Here is a 21,556-nt window from a genome sequence, read left to right on the forward strand (position 1 = left end):
GGTGCCTTCCAAGTCGGAGAGGCACCTTTATTATTTAAGCAATTTGCTATTCATTGATTTCGCGAATTTCGAAAATCTCTTTAGAAACCGTATCGGCTTCAGTAAGTGGTAAAGCGTGATAAGTTGTATGATTTTCGACCGCAATATTTTGATTGATATGTGTGTGATAGTATTGATCTAATGCGTTTTTATTGATGAAAAATTGAATTTCAGGACAACAACTGACTGCACACTGTGTTTCTGAACATAAATTTTTAAATAATACATAGATAGCTGGATTCTCAGTGTTAAGTTGACCGTTTTTAAGTGAGATTTGAATCGGTTCTTTCGTTTCTGCGCATTGTGCTTCTATATGAATCGGTTCATTCAAGGCATAATGAATGCCTAATGCATCAATCGCACACATCGCATAGACAGTGGTATGATTTGAAAGCTGAACTTTAAATGAAGTTGGATGTGTCGCAAAAGGATAGAGACAAGTGATAAGGTGGTCTTGTACAACAATCACATGTTTATCAAGTAATGTTTGATAAGCGTCTGTAAATGCAGGGGGAGTAGTCGGTTGTTTAACAATCTCTCGAATTAAAGATTGTCTTTGTTGATGTTCATGCGGTGTAAGTAACGCATCAAAATTAAAGTAATGCATCTAAAATGACTCCTTTCTCTTTAATCGTAATCATTTCGATTTAATTCTACGCCTATTAAACATATTAAACAAATAAAACAAAATATATAGAAAGGGAAGATAAAGTATGGTGGATTTTACAAGATTAGAACAATATTTAGAAATAGATACTGATCAATACCATGATACAAGTTTAGAAACATTAAATGCCTATATCAGACAATATGCGCTGCATGTACCCTTTGAGAATATCAATGTACAAAATGGCTGGCCGCTTGCGTTAACAGATGAAGCGATGATGCATAAAGTTGTTGATGAACAACGTGGAGGCTTTTGTTATGAAATGAATTATTTCTTTAAACATTATCTGGAATATAAAGGTTTTGAAGTGAAGGCATTATCTGCAACTGTGTTAAGTCCAAAAGGGTGGGCGCGTGAAGGTTCGCATATGTCTCTTCAAGTCGTAATTGAAGGTGTACCGTATGTTGTAGATGTCGGTTTTGGAGATATGCCGAAGTTTGCGTTGCCGATGGATGAAACGAGTATGCAGGACGTGACAGGCAGTTATCGTGTGCATCACGTCGATGAGACACATTATGATATTGAAAAATGGTCTAATGATAATCATCAATGGCAGACTAGTTATCGTGTATTAAATGAGCCGAAACAATTAGATGATTTTAAAGATGGCATTGAATTTAACCAATCCAGTCCAGATTCTATCTTTGTGCAAGGTTTATTGATCACAATAGCAACCGAAGTCGGACGTAATACGTTGACTGAAAATCATTTAACATTATTGGTCAATGGTGAGAAGACTGTTCAAGATACAACGCCTGATAATTATCAAGCATTCTTAGAGAAGTACTTTGGAATTCCTGAAATGACGATTCAGACATTTGAATAGTCATACAGTTATGAGATGAAAACAGTAAAATCATAAGTGAGAAAAAGAAACAGCACAACCTCTGAAAAATCAGAAGTTGTGCTGTGTTTTTTATGCCGCATGATCTCGTTTGCGTGAGATATATGCCACACCTAAACCTGTCAGTACTAAACCGATTGGCCATACTGGAAGATCATTGCTTCCTGTATCCGGTAAAGTCTGTTCAGTGTTTGAGTCATTTTTCGTAGTTGAAGCTGTTTTAGCTTGTTGTTGTGCATGGTTGGCATGCAATGGGTAAACATTTGAAGTTTTTGTTGTTAGATGAGACTGAATTGTCTCTAGGTTTGTCACAGCTGAGTTAACCTGTGCTGTAGTTGTTTGATGTGCTGTCATTGATGCGCTGTTTTGTGACGCATTAACTTGTGATGTACCTGCTTGTGCTGTTGTTGTAGCTGCAGGGAACGGAATTACATTTGAAGTTGAAGCTGTTGATTGCGTTGTTTGTGTGCTTGCGACAGGTTGTAATGCTGGTTGTGTCGGTACTGCTGGTGTTGTTGTATTTGATGCTGGTTGTGCAGTATCGCCAGTTGCTGGTTGTGTTTCTGTATCTGCTTGTTCCTCTGTTTGTGCCACAGGTGGTTGACCGTTGATAATACGGCTGATTTTGTCAGTGTCGTATTGTGATAAGTCTGCTTCTCTTAAGTAATCTGAGAAGACTTTATCTAAAGAGCCGCCTTCTTCACGTAAACCACCTAACATGTCGTAACCGTCGCCGCCTGAAGCGGTAAAGTCATTTGTAGTCATGTAGTAAGTACGGTTAGGATCTAACGCTTCAAATTGTTGTGTCTGTTTGTTTAATACTTCGATTTTTAACACGCGTTCGCCGGGCGCTTTATTAATATCGTAATAAACACGAATTGATTTAGAAATATGCAAGAACGCGCCGTTAGCGCCTAATTGTCCATTTTCAACAGGTGCGCTTAAACTATGTTCAAACATTTTTGCGACATCTGTCCCTTTGACTTGGATTTGTGAAATCGTGTTGCCGAAAGGTAAGACAGTAATGATATCGCCTAGTGTAACATCTTGGTTTTTGTCGATAGAAGCACGGATTCCGCCTCCATTTGTGACTGCGAAATCAGCAGGATGGGAAAAGCCGTTTTGGCTGTATGCTTCCATACTGTCCGCAATTGCGTTACCTAAGTTTGTTTCGTGTCTGCGCACGTCATCACGTTCACCTTGGAATTGAATTGTATTATTAGGAATGATTACTTCTGAAACTTGAGCTTCGAATTTCGCTTTAGCTTCATCAAGTTGTTGTTGTAAAACAGGGTCTGGTGTAACATCTGCTGTATCTTTAACGTTGATTAATGAAGCATTCAAGTTAGAGATAGTCCCATTTTGATAATCGAATTCAACTTTACCGATATTAGCGAGTGCTGTTCCTGTTTGTGCTAGTAAAGTATTACGATTAATTTTGCCATTTTCAATAACTGAGTGAGAATGGCCGTCTAATACGATGATTTCGTTGTCATAGAAACGACGGTCACGTGCGAGTGTATCCGCAAGTGTATCTCCGCGCCACTCTGCTTTAGTCGAAGGATCAATGCCTAGGTGGGATAAAATAACAAAGATATCTGTTTGAGCTTTAATTTGATTCATGATGTTTTGGACAGCAGGAATCGGTTCTGTAAATGTGACACCTTTAATGTTATCTGGGTGTGTTTTTACAGCTGTTTCTGGTGTCGTCACACCGATAATGCCGTAGTTAATCCCATTTTTGTTCACGATTGTGTAAGGGTCAAACATAAGCTTCCCATCTTTATATGTATTTGCGGAAAGAATAGGGAAGTTTAATTGTTCTTTGTACTTTTGTGCTTGTTCAACACCGAAGTCAAATTCATGGTTACCGACTGCCATTGCGTCGTAACCTACTTCGTTCATAGCATTTGCCATGTCTGCACCTTTCGTATTGTTTGAAATTGGTAATCCTTGGAAAGCATCACCAGAATCTAACATTAAATCAGGATTTTCTTGTTGTTTGACTGTTTTTAATTTAGCCATCCCGATGACACGTCCGTCTTCTTCTAAGATACGTCCATGCATATCGTTCGTGTGAAGAATTTTCGTGTGTTGTGTCGTTGTAGGTGTCGGTTCAGCTGCTTTAGGTTCAGATACAGCTGGTGTTGTATCTGGAGTAGCTTCAGTTGAAGGTGCTGTCTTTTGCGCTGATTCATTTGATTGAACAGTTGCTTCTGTTTTAGGTTCAACCGTCTGTGTTTGTGTTGCCGGTGGTGTTGTTTTATCTGTAGGTGCCTGTTCTGTTGTCACTGCCGGTTCATTTGAATCAGTCTTTGACGCAACATCTTCTGCAGGTTGTTCTGGTGAAGCTGATGGTTGAACAGGTTCAGGTGTTGCTTGTGTTGATTGCGTTGTTGTGTCAGATGCAGGTGTCGGTGCCGGCTGTTCGACTTTTACATCTGTTGTATTAGTTTCAGGTTGCGTTGTTTCTGCCGCGAAACTTGTGAAACTGAATACCATGAACAACATCGCAACTAAGAAGCAGGTTCTGATAAGTAGCTTGTGCATGAGGAGCCTCCTTTTCTATATCTCGTATGAAGTTATATATGCATGTCATGCATACAACACTATCTTATCAATGAAAGTTGTAGAGGGGTATTGTCTTTTTGTTAATTTTGTAAATTATTTAATCAAATTGTGTGATTAATATGATGAAGCTTTGTATTGGATAATAAAGGATAGAAAGTCTTCTTGAAAAGTAGGTTTTTGAATACGTTATGAGGCTGTAATCTTTCAAAAATGTATTAAATAGAAGAGATACGAATAGTATGAGATTCAGGATTATTAGGTCTACACAAAGCTATTATATCAATAAGTTAAGCGCTTACATTACTATTTAAAAAAGTTAAAAGAATCTTTTGTAATACAAATGTCATCTAATAATAATATAGCCTTGCTCAATGATGTGTATAATAATTAAGTGTATAGGTGGAAAAGAGAGAAAACGGTTATTGAACTTCTGTTGGGGCAGAACAGAAGATTCAAGACTGAAAGAGAGAATATACTATTGTCAGGAGGCATTTCCATTGCAAAAGAAAATTATTGCTGCTGTTGTAGGAACAAGTGCGGTTTCCGCTATCGCAACAGCTGGAGCTGCAGATGCAGCTACGACTTATAGAGTCCAAGCTGGTGACTCTTTATGGTCAATTGCTCAACGTCATAATACGTCAATTGCGAACATTAAATCATTAAACAACTTAAGTTCAAACTTAATCTTCCCGAACCAGGTCTTAAAAGTAGCTGGTTCTGCTAATACAAGCAGTCAACGTACTTCAGGTGGATCATCAGTTTCAGGTGGTTCAACTTATACAGTACAACCGGGTGATTCATTGTCATTAATCGCGTCTAAATACGGTACAACTTACCAAAATATTATGCGATTAAATGGTTTAAACGGTTTCTTAATTCATCCAGGACAAGTATTGAAGGTGTCAGGTACAGCATCTAACAGTACGACAACTTCTAATACGACACGTGTTTCAGGTGGTTCAGTATATACAGTGCAACCAGGTGATTCATTATCATTGATCGCATCTAAATACGGTACAACTTACCAAAACATTATGAGTTTAAATGGTTTGAATAACTTCTTTATTTATCCAGGTCAAAAATTAAAAGTGACAGGTACAACTGCAGCGAATACAAATTCGCCATCACCAGGTGTATCAACATCAACAGGTGGATACTATTCACCAGTTTTCAATCACTCTAATTTATACGACTGGGGTCAATGTACATGGCATACGTTTAACCGTCGTGCTCAAATCGGCAAACCAATCAGTACTTACTGGTGGCATGCATACAATTGGGACAATGCAGCACGTGCAGATGGTTACACAGTAGACCGTAACCCGACAGTAGGATCAATCTTACAATCAGATGCAGGTTACTTCGGCCATGTTGCTTTCGTAGAACGTATTAATGGTGACGGCAGTGTATTGGTGTCTGAAATGAACTTTACAGGCAACCCAGGTTACACAACTTACCGTACAATTCCAGCAAGCCAAGTCGGCTATTATAATTTCATTCATTAATTTGGATGTTAAACCCAGAGGTGGATAGGCCTCTGGGTTTTTAATATGAAAAACGAGAGGAACTGGTTATACCAATACCTCTCGTTATTTTATAGTTTTGTGCTTTTGTATTCAATTTCATCTGTTTCAGAGTTGTAATCTACTAATAAGTCTAGCCCTTTGAAGAACCATTCATCAGAATCGTTGATATAGAATGTGATGCGGTCGACTGTAACTGATACAGATGCGTTTTTGTCATGCGGTTCAATCTTGAATGCAGTTGTAAAATGTTCATGTAAACCAGTGTGTACATAAGCTTGTACGTAGAAGTTGACCTTATCTCCTGGCTCTAAGTCTAATTCGTTTCTAAACCATTTCAATGCTTCGTCAGTGATTTGAAGTTTCATGTTGTTACCTCCTAGGTGTTGCTGCATACTAAACTGTGTCGATAGGCAGAAGTACTATTGAAATATATCTCTATTTACCACCGATTATAGCAGTCTTTTGAAGAAAAGTCTTGCACAATCTGTATTTAAAGCTATTAAAAAATGAATTGATAATCAGTTGTAATAGATTGGACAAATTAGTTGAATGAAAGTGAAACTTTGTGTGTTAAGTTGGATGAATAGGTTGTCATAACTACCAAAGACAGCGATTTAATTCAGTGGAACTTCAAATAGAATAAATGGAATAAGTTGTATCATCGAAAAAATGAAGGCTCTATTTTATATCCAAGTGACATAAAATAGAGCCTTCATTTTAAATTTATTTTGATTTTAATGATTTGAAGCGGTTATAAGAAGTGACAACGACTGTTGCTAAGTTAGCGAATGAGAATACTTTTGTAAGGAAGCGTCCTGATTTTAATGCTGTATAGAAATCAAGAATGCCTCCTGTGACGTTAATCGCTAAACCGATGCTTGATAATTTACGATTTTTAGAATCATAGGCATAAGCATTATAAGCTTCAATACCATAACCGACAATATTTAACGTATTAGATAAACGACGTAATTTTGATTTAGGTTGTTTTGCCATGAAAAATAAACCTCCTATCCTGATTAGATACCTACACATTATAACATTGTGCAAAATGTATGACGATAGATTGACTCACCTTAGTTTTGTGTAGTCTGAACGACTTTAGCTTTTGTTTGACGTTTGATTAGCCAAGCAGTTATCCAGGCGGTAATCGGTATACTCATCGCAACCGCGATGCCTCCAAATAGGATAGAAACAAATTCTTGTGCGAATATTTTAGAGTTAATGATATGGCCGAAAGAGTAATTCAATTTAAAGAACCAAAAGAATAACGTTAATTGGCCACCAAAGTATGCTAAGTAAATGGTATTTGCGGAAGTAGCTAAAATTTCTCTGCCTATACGCATGCCTGACTTAAACAATTCTCGTCGATTTAATTCAGGGTTCGTTTCGCTTAATTCATACATTGGTGAACTGATTGTTATGGCAAGGTCTACCACTGCCGCAATGACCGCAAGCAAGGTGGTGAAGACCATAAACTGAACCATGTTAATACCGATATTCATAGAGTAAACGTAGGTTTCGTCTTGTTGTTCGGCCGCAAACCCTTGTAAATGACCGAATGCCACGGCTAGATATATTGCGCTTAATAAAACAAGTGTCGTAATACAAGTACTATAAAAGGCAGCTTGTGTTTTAACATTATTGCCATTTAAACCAAATAAGTTCAAACTTGCGACTACTATGCAGAAGATTAAAGCGATAATCGGAATGGGTAACTGCAATACAATCGCAATCAAAGCAAGCAATACACAGACAAAGTTCAGAAATAACATGGCGTAAGAAATGGCGCCTTTTTTACCACCGAAGATGATCATTAAAATCAAAAGAATTAAGGCTAAAATAACTACCGCATTCATGTTTGCTCACCCCTTACTTTCACCCAGAGTTCCATTAATAAAATCGTGACAGGTATCGTTAACACAATACCAATTCCGCCAATGAGCGCACGTGCAATTTCTAATGACCAATTCATAGAAATAGTGTAGGTAATCGTATTGGCGTTTCTTAAATAGATCAACATTATCGGCAAGCTGCCTGCTAAATAAGAGAAGAGTAAGATGTTAGTCATCGTACCCATAATATCTTGGCCGATATGTCGGCCGGCTAGTGCCCATCTTTTTAAATCAATCGCAGGTGTACGTTCTTTGATTTCATACATACCGCTTGCGATAGTAATTGCTACATCCATCACAGCGCCTAATGTACCGACAATTACTGAAGCCATAAAGACTTCTTTAGGCGGTAATGTCAGTAAATCCATCGTTTCATATTTAATACCAGAACCGCCTGTAGCTTGAATCACCAACTCTGCAATACCGACACAAATAAAGGTGCCGAATAGAGTGCTGATAACGGTAATGAGTGTCCGCCAATGCCAACCTGTGACTAACAGTAATGTAATGACAGTTGCTAGTATCACTGCCAAACTCATTAACCAAAAGAGACTGACTGAGGGTACCGCATTGTGAATCGCAATGGCACCTAAGATAGCGCCACTATTAATAATCAGCGATAAAATTGATTGTATGCCGACTTTGCGGCCAACCCATAATACTATCAGTAAGAAGATACCAGTGATGGCTACCACTAATGTATCGCGTTTCTTTTCTATAATCGTCGCATCATTCGGATGCTTATTAATATGTAACAGCACCTTATTATGCACATGAAACTTTTCAGAGTCCACTTGTGATTGATAATAAGTGTGCTTAATGGTTCCGGTTTGACCTTCGAACTTTCCATTTAATACTTTGAAGTTAAGCTGTTCCGTATATTTTGTATCTTGATTATGATGTTCATCCGTTACATCAACCGACTTTTGGTGATGAATTTTTGTAATTTCACCAATAGGCATGTGGTAAAAACGGGCATTAAATAATGTGAATAGCAGACTTGCGATAAAAATAACCGCAAAGCTGATCAACACCCAAGAAAACGGCTGATGCAGTCTTTGTTTGAATGACATAATCGTCACCCTTTCTAAGATTCTCAATCAAATATTAACAACGTGATTATAAGCTTAATGGAAGCAGAATGCCAATGATTTCAAATATATTATTTTTACAAAAACTTTCCATCTTTATAAATAACACGTTCTTTTTGTCCGTCAATGAACTTATTATAATGTGCTTGTTGGAAGTCCGTGAGCAACATTCGAGATGTACTATATTTCACGATTTCATCGCCGACCTTCACAAACATTTTTCTATACAGCAAACCATCTTTCAAATAAATTTCATCAATGCTTGTCTTGTCTACGAGTGCTATTTCAAGGAAATCAAAAGTGAAGAAATCAACCGTCACCACTGCGAAAAAATCTTCTTCTCCTAAATAATAAATTTCTAAATTGTTACGTTTGTTTTGACCGACGAGTAAGCGTCCCTCTTTAAATTCATGTTCTGGATGATGAAGTTTCAAACATTCTAATAAATCTTTTTCTTTAAGTTTGTAACGCATTGAAAAGTTCCTTTCTATCTTTTATTTGTATTATAACTTTAAATCTATAATAAAGTAGTCATTTTTGGAAGCGTTTGTTTAATAGAAATTCAAATGATTTAAGAGTCAAAATTAACAAACAAAGAAACCTCTACGGTGCGCCGAATTATATCGACATGTCGTAGAGGTTTTAATAAGAACAGAATATTATTGTTCATTTTAATGATAAACCGAAGTATGAGAAAGCAGGGTAGTAATTTCTTTGAGTAAAGCAGTCAGTTCTGGTTTATGATTATCTTTTCTGACGATTACGCATAACGTTCGTTTGAGTTCTGTGTGCGCTAGGCTTAAACGTACAAACTGTTCGCTTTCTGGTAAAGCAATATATTGTGGTGTAATGACATAACCGCGATTATGTCTCAATAAATAGTTTGCTAAACGTTCAGTTGAAATACGATATGTAGTACATTTCGCTGTGTTTTCAAGAAGATGTATCAGTTGCTGAGGTAAATCTGTCATTAAAAATATCGGTTGTGTATTCAGTTGTTTTAAAGGCGGATTGACTGTCGCAGTTAATGGATCTTGTTTTGGCACATATAATTGATAGTTATCTTCGAATAACGGTATGATTTCAATTTCATTATATTTCTTTAATGAAGAAGTTAAATCAACAAATGCTACATCTAAATCACGATTCAGAGTTGATTTTAATAATGTTTCATTTGATTGCCTCATAGGGAGGAGTGTTGTTGTATGTTCTTTTTCAAATTTTTGTATGAGTAATGTTAAGAGTTGTGAGACATAGCTTTCGACATAACCGATTTTAATACGTTTAGCTTCAGCTTCTTGTTCGTGTCGAAACATATTTAAAGTTTGTTCAGTTTGTTCGACAATTTTCGTTGCTTGGGTCATAAAGCGTTGACCAGCTTCGGTTAAATAAATATTTCGGCCTTCTCTTCTGAATAGTTTTGTATTTAACTCTTCTTCTAATTGTGAAATTTGGCGACTGATGGCTGATTGCGCAATGTTCAGTTCTAAAGCAGCTTCAGATAAATGTTCTCTTTTAGCAACTTCAATGAAGTATTTAAGTTGTTTAAATTCCATGATTTTCTGCACCACACTTATTGTTCTAATTATTAGAATGATATCATCTAATTTTTGAATTGAACAGAAGAATACCCTCCTATATTATAATAGTTATCGATAATAATCTGAAAATTCATACAACTCATATTTAAAGGAGGAGCAAGCATGGTAAATGAGCAGAATCAAGGTTTGTACGATGCAAGAAACGAACATGATGCTTGCGGCATAGGATTTTATGCAAACATGGACAATTTACGATCGCATGATATTGTCATTAAGTCACTAGAAATGCTGCGCCGTTTGGATCACCGTGGGGGAATCGGTGCTGACGGGATGACTGGTGATGGAGCAGGAATTATGACTGAAATTCCATTTAAATTTTTCAAAGAACAGACAGACTTAGACTTGCCTGAAGAAGGTAACTACGCTGTCGGTTTCTTTTTTGCTAATGAACGCATTGCAGGTTCAAGACACGAAACAATCTTTAAAGCCTATTTTGAAACTGAAGGTCTTCGCGTGATCGGGTATCGCGATGTGCCTGTGGATGTTTCAGCTGTTGCACCGCATGTTGCTGAAACAATGCCGGTCATTCAACAGGTCTTTATCGATTTAAATCATAGTGCAGATGCGGCGAAACGCTTATATCTCGCACGTAAACAAATTGAATTTTACGGTGATGAACAAGAGTTGGAACTATACTTCACAAGTTTATCTCCGAAAACAATTGTATATAAAGGTTGGTTACGTTCTGACCAAATTAAAGGATTATATGAAGATTTAAATCATCCTGATTATGAATCTAAATTAGGTTTAGTACACTCTCGTTTCAGTACGAATACATTTCCTAGTTGGAAACGTGCCCATCCTAACCGTTTGTTGATGCATAATGGTGAAATCAATACGATTCGAGGCAATGTCAACTGGATGCGTGCACGTCAGAAACGTTTAGTTGAAACCATTTTTGATGAAAATGATCGACCAAAAGTACATGCTGTATTAGATGTAGACGGCAGTGACTCTGCAATTGTCGACAATGCGCTTGAGTTTTTATCGCTTGCGATGGAACCTGAGAAAGCTGCGATGTTATTAGTGCCTGAACCATGGCAATACAGCAAAGCTAACCAAAGTGCTGTCCGTGCTTTTTATGAGTACTACAGTTATATGATGGAACCATGGGATGGCCCAACGATGATTGCTTTCTGTAATGGTGACAAAATCGGTGCTTTGACTGACCGTAACGGTTTACGTCCAGGTCGTTATACAGTTACGAAAGACAACTATATTATCTTCTCTTCTGAAGTCGGTGTAATCGATGTAGAGGAAGAAGATGTTGCATTTAAAGGTCGCTTGAATCCAGGTCGTTTATTACTAGTTGATTTTGATAAACACGAAGTGGTACATAACCATATGTTGAAAGCAGAAATCGCAAGCGAGTTGCCTTATGAAACATGGTTGAAAAAACATAAAGTCGATTTAGATTTGGAAGTGCCGTTTGAATCAAAAGGTTGGGATTTTGAAACGGTTGAACGTTTACAAAAACAATTCGGTTATACACGTGAAGAAATTCATAAATATATGTCTGAATTAGTACATGGTAAGAAAGATCCAATCGGTGCGATGGGTTATGATGCTCCACTTGCGGTATTGAATGAACGTCCTGAATCGTTATTCAATTACTTCAAACAATTATTCGCACAAGTTACGAATCCGCCAATTGATGCGTATCGTGAAAAAATCGTAACAAGTGAATTGTCATACTTGGGTAAAGAAGGTAACTTGCTTGTACCTGATACAGATGCGTTGAATCGTCTTCAATTGAAACATCCTGTTTTAACAGAAGCGCAATTAAAAGTAGCAGAGAACGGACCATTCCGTGCGAAACATTTATCTACAGTATATAGTGGTAGCTTAGAAGATGCGCTAGAAGTGTTGAGAGAGAAAGCGGTTGAAGCGGTTAAAGCGGGTTATGACATTTTAGTCTTAGATGACAGCAGTTTACGTGATGAACCTGGCTACGCGATTCCGATTTTACTTGCAGTCAGCTACTTGCATCAGGCGTTGATTACTGAAGATTTACGCCAAGAAACAAGTTTAGTTGCGAAAGGTGGAGAAATCCGCGAAGTCCACCATGTCGCTTGTTTATTAGGTTATGGTGCTAACGCAGTTGTACCTTATTTAGCACAAGAAACAATTGCGGCATTGGTAGAACAAGGTGAATTATCCGGACCTGTTGAAGCACAAGTGAAAACTTATACAGACGTGTTAGCTGAAGGGGTTATAAAAGTCATGTCTAAAATGGGTATTTCAACGGTTCAAAGTTATCAAGGTGCACAAATCTTTGAAGCAGTCGGTTTATCACATGACGTCATCGATAAATACTTTACAGGTACTCAATCTAAGTTATCTGGTTTAACGATTGATTTGATTGATGAAGAAAATAAAAAACGTCAAGGTCGTAAAGAAGAACATCTTGAATCAGGCAGTACGTTCCAATGGCGTCAACAAGGTCAATATCACGCTTTCAACCCAACTACCATTAGGTTGCTGCAACATGCATGTCGTGAAAATGACTATGACATGTTCAAAGAGTATTCAAAAACAGTGAATCATCAACGTACTGATCGTATTCGTCATTTAATGAAATTCAAATCACGTACACCAATCAGCATTGATGCGGTTGAACCGATTGAAGATATTGTGCACCGATTCAATACAGGTGCTATGAGTTATGGTTCAATTTCTGCCGAAGCACATAAAACTTTAGCAGAAGCGATGAACTTAATTGGCGGTAAGAGTAACAGCGGTGAAGGTGGAGAGGACCCTGAACGTTATGTGAAAGGTCCAGAAGGTGAAGATTATACAAGTACAATTAAACAAGTTGCATCAGGTCGTTTCGGTGTAACAAGTGATTATTTACAACATGCGACTGAAATTCAAATTAAAGTCGCACAAGGTGCTAAACCAGGGGAAGGCGGACAGTTGCCAGGTACGAAAGTTTATCCTTGGATTGCTGAAGTACGTGGTTCAACGCCAGGTATCGGCTTGATTTCACCACCACCTCATCATGATATTTACTCAATTGAAGACTTAGCGCAATTGATTCATGACTTGAAGAATGCGAACCCTCAAGCGAATATCGCTGTGAAATTAGTATCTAAGAGTGGTGTCGGTACAATTGCGGCAGGTGTTGCCAAAGCCTTTGCTGACAAAATCGTCATCAGCGGTTATGACGGCGGTACAGGTGCTTCACCTAAAACAAGTATTCAACATGCTGGATTGCCTTGGGAAATCGGTCTAGCAGAAACGCATCAAACATTAATGATGAACGATTTACGTTCACGTATCCGTTTAGAAACAGACGGTAAGTTATTAACTGGACATGACGTAGCTTATGCTTGTGCATTGGGTGCTGAAGAGTTTGGTTTTGCGACAGCACCGTTAGTTGTTTTAGGTTGTGTCATGATGCGTGTGTGCCATAAAGATACATGTCCTGTCGGCGTGGCTACACAAAACGAAGATTTACGTCAACTCTTTAACGGTCGTGCACATCACGTTGTTAACTTTATGCACTTTATTGCACAAGAATTACGTGAAGTACTCGCTGAACTTGGTTTACGTTCTGTTGAAGAATTGATTGGCCGAACTGATTTATTAGAAGCAAATCATTCGGTAGCTAATGAAAAAGCACGTTCACTTGATGTGGCACCGTTGCTTTATCAAAATGAAGGACCGACATTCAAACAAATTGAGCAACAGCATCACTTAGAAAAAGGTTTCGATCAAACAGAATTGATTCCGGATGCTGAAGCAGCAATTCAAGACGGTACTTCATTTAGAGGGACATATAAGTTGTGCAATGAGCAACGTGATGTAGGCGTGACTGCCGGCAGCTTGATTACTCGTGCACATGGAGCGGAAGGTTTACCCGAAGATACAATCTATGTTGAAACTACAGGCCATGCAGGCCAAAGTGTCGGTGCATTTACACCTTCAGGATTAACAATTCATCATACAGGTGATGCCAATGACTATGTTGGTAAAGGTTTATCCGGAGGTAAGATTATCATTAATGCGCCAAATGAAGAACGTGAAGAAAATATTATTGTCGGTAATGTATGCTTCTACGGCGCTACAAGCGGTAAAGCCTTTATTAACGGTTATGCCGGTGAGCGTTTCTGTATCAGAAACAGTGGTGTTCATGCAGTTGTAGAAGGTATCGGAAATCATGGTTTAGAGTATATGACTGGTGGTCGTGTCATCGTATTAGGTAATGTCGGAGACAACTTCGGTCAAGGTATGAGTGGCGGTGTCGCTTACATCTTCCCTGATGATGTGGAACACTTCAAATCGTACAATGCATTGCCAACACTTGATTTCGATACCATTACTGAACCAGAAGAATTTTCAATTATTAAAGACATGTTAGAAGAACATGTTCAATACACAGACAGCAAAAAAGCCAAAGCAGTATTAGCTGATTTTGATCATGTGGCTCAAAAAGTTGTCAAAGTTATTCCAAAAGACTACAAATTAATGATGCATAAAATTGAAGATCAAGAACGTAAAGCAGACAATTCTAAAGCAGCAATTTTGAATGCCTTCTACGATACACGTAAAGCAACAGACTTAGAAGGACCATTCTCAGTTGTTTATTAACGAAATAAGAAGGAGTGTTTAGATATGGGTGAATTCAAAGGTTTTATGAAATATGACAAACAAGCACTGCCGGAACTTTCGTTAGCAGAGCGTTTAACGAACCATCTTCAATTCCAGCAGCGTTTCACTAAAGAAGATGCACAGCGTCAAGGTGCGCGTTGTATGGATTGTGGTACACCGTTTTGTCAAACAGGTCAAAGTTTAGGACGACAAACAATCGGTTGTCCAATCGGTAACTATATTCCAGAATGGAACGATTTAGTTTATCACGGTGATTTCAGAGAGGCTTATGAACGTCTCTCTGAAACTAATAACTTCCCTGACTTTACAGGACGTGTCTGTCCAGCACCTTGTGAACAAGCGTGTGTGATGAAAATTAATCGAGAGTCGATCGCAATCAAGGGGATTGAGAGAACGATTATTGATGAAGCATTTGAAAATGGATGGGTACAACCGCGCGTACCAGAGAAACGCTTAGGACAATCCGTTGCGATTGTCGGAAGTGGACCTGCTGGTTTAACAGCTGCGGATGAATTAAATGCGAAGGGGTATGATGTGACAGTTTATGAACGTGCACATGAACCAGGCGGCTTATTAATGTACGGTATTCCAAATATGAAATTGGATAAAGCAGTTGTTCGTCGCAGAGTTCATTTGATGGAAGAAGCGGGTGTGAAATTTGTCACTGATACTGAAGTTGGTGTCGATATTTCCCGGGAAACGTTAGATGAACAATTTGATGCGATTATCGTTTGTACTGGATCACATCAAGCGAGAGATTTACCGCTTGAAGGCCGTATGGGACAAGGTATCCATTTTGCCTTAGATTATTTAACAGAACAAACACAGATCTTAAATGGTGAATTGAAACCAGAAGATGCGACAATCAGCGCAGAAGGTAAAAATGTGATTGTAATCGGTGCCGGTGATACAGGTGCCGACTGTGTCGCAACAGCTTTACGTGAAAACTGTAAATCTATTGTACAGTTCAACCAGTTCACAAGATTACCAGAGCGTTATGAAATAGAAGGTAATCCATATTGGCCGATGTCTATGCCAGTCTTTAAAATGGATTATGCGCATAGTGAATACGAAGAAAAATTCGGTTTTGAACCACGTGCATATGGTGAAAACTCTATGCGTTACGACGTTGATAAACTTGGTAATGTACGTGGTGTGTATACACAAACATTGCGACAACTACCAGATGGTTCAACAGAAATGAATGATACTTTACGTCATTGGCCAGCTGACTTAGTCTTGTTAGCAATTGGCTTTATCGGTACTGAAAATACCGTACCGAATGACTTTAACTTAAAAACAGAACGTAACAGTATCGTTGCGAATGATAAAGATTATGCGACAAGTCAACCGCATATCTTTGCGGCAGGTGACGCGAGACGTGGTCAAAGTTTAGTCGTTTGGGCGATTAAAGAAGGACGCGGTGTTGCGAAAGCTGTACACAAATATCTACAAAAACAAACTGTATTCAGTTAATAATACAACACACAGCTATAATCAAATGGCTGTGTGTTTTAATTTTGCGTCATTCTCACAAAACTTAACATTAATTTTTTAAGCAATGTTGACTTCTTTTTATAAATATCATATAATAGTTCTTGTGCTTATTTTGGAGGAATACCCAAGTCCGGCTGAAGGGATCGGTCTTGAAAACCGACAGGGGCTTAACGGCTCGCGGGGGGTCGAATCCCTCTTCCTCCGCCATTATTTTTAAATCCAAGACTAATAGATATAAAAAGGCAATCACTCAACTGTTACGTTGAATGATTGCCTTTTTAGTTTCTGTTATAACTTCAACGTTATAGGGTTTGGTTCAACTATAGGTTTAAATTGTGCAAAATTAAGGAATGAAAGAGTGACGAAACAACGGAGGTACACTCATATGGAAATTAAAGTTTCAAGTGTTTTTGTGGAAGATCAAGACCATGCATTAAAATTTTATACTGAAGTATTAGGATTTCAAAAACATGCAGACGAACCTGCGGGAGAATACAGATGGCTGACAGTTGTATCATCAGAGAATCCTGAAGGCACTGAATTATTATTAGAACCTAATCAACATCCTGTCGCAAAGGCTTATCAAGATGGTCTGAAGCAAGAAGGGATTCCTTGCACGATGTTTGATGTAGAGGATGTACAAGCAACTTATCAAAATTTAAAAGAACAAGGTGTAGGGTTCACCATGGCACCTATGGATATGGGAAATGGTGTAAAGTTTGCGGTGTTTGATGATACTTGCGGTAATTTAATTCAAATTATAGAGCGTCCATAGTGATGGTGTTTTAGCGAAGAAGCGGTAATCTTTTTGTAGGATTATCGCTTTTTTAAAAATATTTCTGATGAAAGCCTTTACATAACTTGTCTAGACAAGTACAATGGATTCAAAGATAAAATAAAGGGAGTGAGTCAGATGGCTGTAAAAGATAAAGATGTTAAACAGATTGTGGAAGCAATCGGGGGAGCTGAAAACTTAGAGACAGCGACGCACTGTGTCACGAGATTACGTTTAGTATTAAAAGATGATGATAAAGTAAATAAGGATGAATTAAGCGAGAATCCGCTCGTTAAAGGACAATTTAAAGCGGATAATCAATATCAAATTGTCATTGGCCCGGGGACAGTCGATGAAGTATATAAACGTTTTATGAATGAAGTCGGTAAAGAAGGGGCTTCTAAAGATGAAGTAAAAGCAGCGGCTGCGAAAAAAGGTAATCTGTTGCAGAGACTCGTAAAATTATTAGGGGATATCTTCATCCCAATCTTACCAGCTATCGTAACTGCCGGTTTATTAATGGGGATTTATAACCTTTTAACAATGGAGGACTTATTCGGTCCGCAACCATTAGTGAAACAATTCCCGCAAATTCATGACTTCGCAGACATTGTGAATGTGATTGCGACAACCGCTTTTATCTTCTTGCCAGCGTTGATTGGTTGGAGTAGTATGCGTGTATTCGGTGGTAACCCAGTACTTGGTTTAGTACTAGGACTTGTCTTAATGCATCCGCAATTGGTATCACAATATGCTTTAAATGAAGGATCTAAGATTCCTGTCTGGCATATCTTCGGATTAGATGTAAAACAGTTAAACTATCAAGGACAAGTATTACCCGTATTATTAGCTTCTTATGTTTTAGCACAAATTGAAAAAGGCTTAAACAAAGTCGTTCATGACTCAATTAAGATGTTAGTTGTAGGCCCTATCGCATTATTAGTAACAGGGTTCCTTGCATTCTTAGTTATTGGACCGATTGCTTTATGGATTGGTACAGGTATTACAGATGTCGTTACATTCTTATTCAACCGCGCAGGTTGGTTAGGCGGCGCGATTTACGGTTTATTCTACGCACCGCTTGTAATTACAGGTTTACACCACATGTTCTTAGCTGTGGACTTCCAATTAATGGGTAGCTCATTAAAAGGGACATACTTATGGCCGATTCTTGCGATTTCAAATATCTGTCAAGGTTCAGCAGCGCTTGGTGCTTGGTACGTCTACAAACGTCGTAAGATGGTGAAAGAACAAGGTTTAGCGATTACATCAAGTGTGTCTGGTTTACTAGGTGTTACAGAACCTGCAATGTTCGGGGTAAACATTCCATTAAAATATCCATTTGTTGCGGCAATTTTAACATCAGGTGTGCTTGGTGCTTTCATCGGTGCCAGCAAAGTATTAGGTAACGTTGGTGTCGGCGGTGTACCTGCAATCATTTCTATCCAAAAAGAATATTGGGTAGTCTATGCGATTTGTACAGTTATTGCGGTGATTGTACCAGCCATTCTAACAGTCATCTTCTCAAAATTTGCGAAAACAAAAGCAAAAGAAATGGTAGATTAAGTTATTATAGATATATAAAACGTACGTTTAAAAAACAGAACATCATACAAAAGGTGTTCTGTTTTTTTATAAAGAGAGAGGAAAAGGTGATCATACTATGAAACATAACGATTGGAGAAAGTCTGTTGTTTATCAAATTTATCCAAAATCATTTAATGACACGACAGGAAATGGTGTAGGAGATTTAAACGGGATTATTGAAAAGATGGATTATCTAGAGTATTTAGGTGTCGATTACCTTTGGTTAACACCAGTGTATCAATCACCGATGAATGACAATGGTTATGATATCAGTGATTACTATAATATTAATGAAGACTTCGGAACGAAAGAAGAATTACGCCGTTTACTAGATGAAGCGCATGCGCATAATTTAAAAGTGATGATGGATATCGTCATCAATCACACGTCAACAGAACATGAGTGGTTTAAATCAGCGATTTCATCAAAAGAAAATCCATATCGTGATTATTACTTCTTCCGTAAGCCCGCAAAAGAAGGTACGCCTCCGACAAACTGGGAGTCAAAATTCGGGGGTAATGCATGGAAGTATGATGAAAAAACCGATGAATATTACTTACACCTTTTTGATGTGACGCAAGCAGATTTAAACTGGGAAAATCCTGAAGTGAGAACAGCATTATACGACATGATCAATTATTGGATTGATTTCGGTGTAGATGGTTTCCGCTTTGACGTTATCAATTTAATTTCTAAAGATGAATTCAAAGATTCTGAAGCGATTGGGAAAGAGTTCTATACAGATGGTCCACGTGTACATGAATTCATTCATGAAATGAATCGAGAAACATTCGGAGGTAAAGACTTAATGACAGTCGGAGAAATGTCTTCTACTACGATTGAAAATTGTATTAAGTACACAAAACCAGAGCGTGAAGAATTAAATAGTGTGTTTAACTTCCATCATTTAAAAGTAGATTATGAGAATGGTGAAAAATGGACGTATGCAGATTATGATTTCTTAGCACTTAAACGCATTTTGATGGAATGGCAAATGGGTATTCATGAAGGCGGCGGTTGGAACGCAATCTTCTGGTGCAATCACGATCAGCCCCGTGTTGTTTCTCGTTTTGGAGATGATTCAATAGAGGAATTACGTCAAAAGAGTGCGAAAATGTTAGCTGTAGCACTGCATATGCTGCAAGGGACACCTTATATTTATCAAGGTGAAGAAATCGGAATGACTAATCCGCATTTCACAAGTATTGATCAATATCGCGATGTTGAATCGTTGAATGCGTATCGTAATTTAAAAGAACAAGGTGTAGAAGAAGCACGTATTATGCAGATTCTTGCGCAAAAATCTCGTGATAATTCACGTACACCAATGCAGTGGACACCGGCTGAAAATGCTGGCTTTACAAGTGGTACACCTTGGATTGATATTCCAGACAACGCACGTTATATTAATGTTGAAGATGAAATTGAAAATGAACATTCTGTTTTACAAACATACCGTGAATTAATCCGCTTACGTCATGAACATGATATTATAACGTATGGAGATATAACGCCGTTATATATGGATGATAAGCAATTAATGATTTATCGTCGTACGTATCAAAATCAACAATGGTTGGTAATCGCAAACTTTAGTAAAGAAGCGGCTTTATTACCAGAAAATCTTGAAACAACAGGAGAGGTTGTTTTAGAGCGCGGTACGATTGTAGATGGAGAAATTGAAGGTTATGGTGCGATTGTCATTGCACAAGAGGATAACTAGGCACTATAACGATTAAGACGAATGAAGGATAGAGTGAGAACGATGATGACGAAACCGAAGAAATTCACCAAGATTTATGATGATTTAAGAACGCAAATTGTAAATGAAAAGTTGGAATATGGGGCACAACTGCCTTCTGAACATGATTTGGTCACAATGTATCACGCTTCTCGTGAAACAGTACGTCGTGCACTGAATTTATTGGTCAGTGAAGGTATGATTCAAAAAATCAGAGGCAAAGGCTCAATTGTGATTTACCAAGGTGTTAAAGAATTTCCGTTTTCTAAGCTGACAAGTTTCAAAGAGGTCCAACAAAATTTAGGGATTGCTTTAGAAACAGAAGTGAAATTATTAGAAACTGTACGAGCACAAGAAGTTCCTGCTGTCCAAGAAGCACTAGATTTAACTAACAATGCCGTGTTGTGGCATCTTGTGCGTTATCGTAAAATGGATGGCAGAGTCAAAATTATAGATGAAGATTACTTGGTGGAAGCTGTCGTTCCAGGTTTAACAGAAACGATTGTGAAGAATTCGCTTTATGAATATATTGAGCAACAACTTAAACAAGAGATTAGTTATTCTAGTAAGGCCATTACGTTTGAGGCGTTTGGAGAAGCGGAATATGAAGCTTTCGGACAAGTAAATCCACCTTACACTGCCACCGTCAGAGGTGTCGTGCATTTAAAAGATACAACGAAATTCCAATACAATATCGCAAAACATATTGCGACTGAATTCAGATTTGTGGATTTCTCAAGAAGATAAGGAAGAAAATGAAGCACTTATTAAGAGGAAGATTTACAAATCATTAATACTTGCATTACCTGCTTAATATATAGTAAGATATAACTTGCCGTGCTAGGTGGGGAGGTAGCGGTTCCCTATTCTCGAAATCCGCTTATGCGAGACTGAATACTTTGCCTAGGGTGTGTACTTGTGAAGTCTGCCCAAAGCACGAGGTGTTTGAAGATTTCGGTCCTATGCAATATGAACCCATGAATCATGTCAGGTCCTGACGGAAGCAGCATTAAGTGGATTATCATATGTGCCGTAGGGTAGCCGAGATTTAGCTGTCGACTTTGGTAACGTTCATGATACACATTCAAAGCAAAGTTGCGCGGTTTTT

At 38.1% G+C, this 21,556-nt stretch carries 16 protein-coding genes, 1 tRNA gene and 1 other RNA gene; 10 read left to right on the forward strand and 8 right to left on the reverse strand.

The window, feature by feature from the left end; all coding sequences use genetic code 11:
* Positions 1-46 precede the first annotated feature (46 nt).
* Positions 47-646, reverse strand: a complete 600-nt coding sequence (merB, locus tag CD112_RS08665) for an organomercurial lyase (protein WP_103364170.1) — start codon at positions 644-646, stop codon at positions 47-49.
* Positions 647-752: 106 nt separating this feature from the next.
* Between merB and CD112_RS08670 the strand changes: the two genes are divergently transcribed.
* Complete coding sequence (locus tag CD112_RS08670) at positions 753-1,532, forward strand: arylamine N-acetyltransferase family protein (RefSeq protein WP_057510341.1); 780 nt, start codon at positions 753-755, stop codon at positions 1,530-1,532.
* Positions 1,533-1,622: 90 nt separating this feature from the next.
* Here the strand turns inward: CD112_RS08670 and CD112_RS08675 are convergent, their stop codons facing one another.
* Positions 1,623-4,100, reverse strand: coding sequence for a 5'-nucleotidase C-terminal domain-containing protein (locus tag CD112_RS08675; protein ID WP_103364171.1), 2,478 nt, complete (start codon positions 4,098-4,100; stop codon positions 1,623-1,625).
* A gap of 518 nt (positions 4,101-4,618) precedes the next feature.
* Here CD112_RS08675 and CD112_RS08680 point away from each other — a divergent pair.
* The gene (locus tag CD112_RS08680) at positions 4,619-5,626 is read left to right on the forward strand and encodes a LysM peptidoglycan-binding domain-containing protein (protein ID WP_002480380.1); all 1,008 of its coding nucleotides are present in this window, start codon (positions 4,619-4,621) and stop codon (positions 5,624-5,626) included.
* Between the two features lie 89 nt (positions 5,627-5,715).
* On the opposite strand, the gene CD112_RS08685 is transcribed toward CD112_RS08680, so the two are convergent.
* The 6 genes from CD112_RS08685 to gltC form a co-directional block, all read right to left on the reverse strand.
* A complete protein-coding gene (locus tag CD112_RS08685; RefSeq protein ID WP_002480381.1) occupies positions 5,716-6,012 on the reverse strand; it encodes a HesB/YadR/YfhF family protein in 297 nt (98 codons plus the stop codon).
* Between the two features lie 358 nt (positions 6,013-6,370).
* The gene (locus CD112_RS08690) at positions 6,371-6,643 is read right to left on the reverse strand and encodes a hypothetical protein (protein WP_002480382.1); all 273 of its coding nucleotides are present in this window, start codon (positions 6,641-6,643) and stop codon (positions 6,371-6,373) included.
* 80 nt (positions 6,644-6,723) lie between these two features.
* Positions 6,724-7,506, reverse strand: a complete 783-nt coding sequence (locus CD112_RS08695; RefSeq protein WP_002480383.1) for a YibE/F family protein — start codon at positions 7,504-7,506, stop codon at positions 6,724-6,726.
* On the reverse strand, positions 7,503-8,615 hold the full coding sequence (locus CD112_RS08700) for a YibE/F family protein (protein WP_061054938.1): 1,113 nt from the start codon (positions 8,613-8,615) through the stop codon (positions 7,503-7,505). Before CD112_RS08700 ends, CD112_RS08695 begins: the two co-directional genes overlap by 4 nt.
* 95 nt (positions 8,616-8,710) lie before the next feature.
* Positions 8,711-9,106, reverse strand: coding sequence for a hypothetical protein (locus CD112_RS08705; RefSeq protein ID WP_002480385.1), 396 nt, complete (start codon positions 9,104-9,106; stop codon positions 8,711-8,713).
* Between the two features lie 198 nt (positions 9,107-9,304).
* Entirely contained in the window at positions 9,305-10,189 is an 885-nt protein-coding gene (gene gltC / locus CD112_RS08710) for a glutamate biosynthesis transcriptional regulator GltC (protein WP_060804211.1), read from the reverse strand.
* Positions 10,190-10,336: 147 nt separating this feature from the next.
* On the opposite strand from gltC, the gene gltB reads away from it, so the two are divergent.
* The 8 genes from gltB to ffs all read left to right on the forward strand — a co-directional run bounded on the left by gltB (position 10,337) and on the right by ffs (position 21,551).
* Positions 10,337-14,827: a glutamate synthase large subunit gene (gene gltB / locus CD112_RS08715; protein WP_103364172.1), complete on the forward strand. Its 4,491-nt coding sequence runs from the start codon at positions 10,337-10,339 to the stop codon at positions 14,825-14,827.
* Positions 14,828-14,851: 24 nt separating this feature from the next.
* Positions 14,852-16,324, forward strand: coding sequence for a glutamate synthase subunit beta (locus CD112_RS08720; RefSeq protein ID WP_057510349.1), 1,473 nt, complete (start codon positions 14,852-14,854; stop codon positions 16,322-16,324).
* A 135-nt stretch (positions 16,325-16,459) separates the two neighbouring features.
* Positions 16,460-16,552, forward strand: a tRNA-Ser gene (locus tag CD112_RS08725).
* Positions 16,553-16,730: 178 nt separating this feature from the next.
* Complete coding sequence (locus CD112_RS08730; RefSeq protein ID WP_061054935.1) at positions 16,731-17,120, forward strand: VOC family protein; 390 nt, start codon at positions 16,731-16,733, stop codon at positions 17,118-17,120.
* A gap of 138 nt (positions 17,121-17,258) precedes the next feature.
* Entirely contained in the window at positions 17,259-18,686 is a 1,428-nt protein-coding gene (gene treP / locus CD112_RS08735) for a PTS system trehalose-specific EIIBC component (protein WP_103364173.1), read from the forward strand.
* A 97-nt stretch (positions 18,687-18,783) separates the two neighbouring features.
* Complete coding sequence (gene treC / locus CD112_RS08740; protein ID WP_061054934.1) at positions 18,784-20,430, forward strand: alpha,alpha-phosphotrehalase; 1,647 nt, start codon at positions 18,784-18,786, stop codon at positions 20,428-20,430.
* A gap of 42 nt (positions 20,431-20,472) precedes the next feature.
* Positions 20,473-21,195: a trehalose operon repressor gene (gene treR / locus CD112_RS08745; protein WP_372514607.1), complete on the forward strand. Its 723-nt coding sequence runs from the start codon at positions 20,473-20,475 to the stop codon at positions 21,193-21,195.
* Between the two features lie 88 nt (positions 21,196-21,283).
* An RNA gene (ffs, locus tag CD112_RS08750) (signal recognition particle sRNA large type) lies at positions 21,284-21,551 on the forward strand.
* Positions 21,552-21,556 lie beyond the last annotated feature (5 nt).

The sequence above is a fragment of the Staphylococcus simulans genome (genome assembly GCF_002902285.1).
Taxonomy (GTDB): Bacteria; Bacillota; Bacilli; order Staphylococcales; family Staphylococcaceae; genus Staphylococcus; species Staphylococcus simulans.

Bases quoted from the DNA above. Each gene is read 5' to 3' on its own strand.
- merB (WP_103364170.1), bottom strand. From the start codon at position 646: ATGCATTACTTTAATTTTGATGCGTTACTTACACCGCATGAACATCAA.
- CD112_RS08670 (WP_057510341.1), top strand. From the start codon at position 753: ATGGTGGATTTTACAAGATTAGAACAATATTTAGAAATAGATACTGAT.
- CD112_RS08675 (WP_103364171.1), bottom strand. From the start codon at position 4,100: ATGCACAAGCTACTTATCAGAACCTGCTTCTTAGTTGCGATGTTGTTC.
- CD112_RS08685 (WP_002480381.1), bottom strand. From the start codon at position 6,012: ATGAAACTTCAAATCACTGACGAAGCATTGAAATGGTTTAGAAACGAA.
- CD112_RS08690 (WP_002480382.1), bottom strand. From the start codon at position 6,643: ATGGCAAAACAACCTAAATCAAAATTACGTCGTTTATCTAATACGTTA.
- CD112_RS08695 (WP_002480383.1), bottom strand. From the start codon at position 7,506: ATGAATGCGGTAGTTATTTTAGCCTTAATTCTTTTGATTTTAATGATC.
- CD112_RS08700 (WP_061054938.1), bottom strand. From the start codon at position 8,615: ATGTCATTCAAACAAAGACTGCATCAGCCGTTTTCTTGGGTGTTGATC.
- CD112_RS08705 (WP_002480385.1), bottom strand. From the start codon at position 9,106: ATGCGTTACAAACTTAAAGAAAAAGATTTATTAGAATGTTTGAAACTT.
- gltC (WP_060804211.1), bottom strand. From the start codon at position 10,189: ATGGAATTTAAACAACTTAAATACTTCATTGAAGTTGCTAAAAGAGAA.
- gltB (WP_103364172.1), top strand. From the start codon at position 10,337: ATGGTAAATGAGCAGAATCAAGGTTTGTACGATGCAAGAAACGAACAT.
- CD112_RS08720 (WP_057510349.1), top strand. From the start codon at position 14,852: ATGGGTGAATTCAAAGGTTTTATGAAATATGACAAACAAGCACTGCCG.
- CD112_RS08730 (WP_061054935.1), top strand. From the start codon at position 16,731: ATGGAAATTAAAGTTTCAAGTGTTTTTGTGGAAGATCAAGACCATGCA.
- treP (WP_103364173.1), top strand. From the start codon at position 17,259: ATGGCTGTAAAAGATAAAGATGTTAAACAGATTGTGGAAGCAATCGGG.
- treC (WP_061054934.1), top strand. From the start codon at position 18,784: ATGAAACATAACGATTGGAGAAAGTCTGTTGTTTATCAAATTTATCCA.
- treR (WP_372514607.1), top strand. From the start codon at position 20,473: ATGATGACGAAACCGAAGAAATTCACCAAGATTTATGATGATTTAAGA.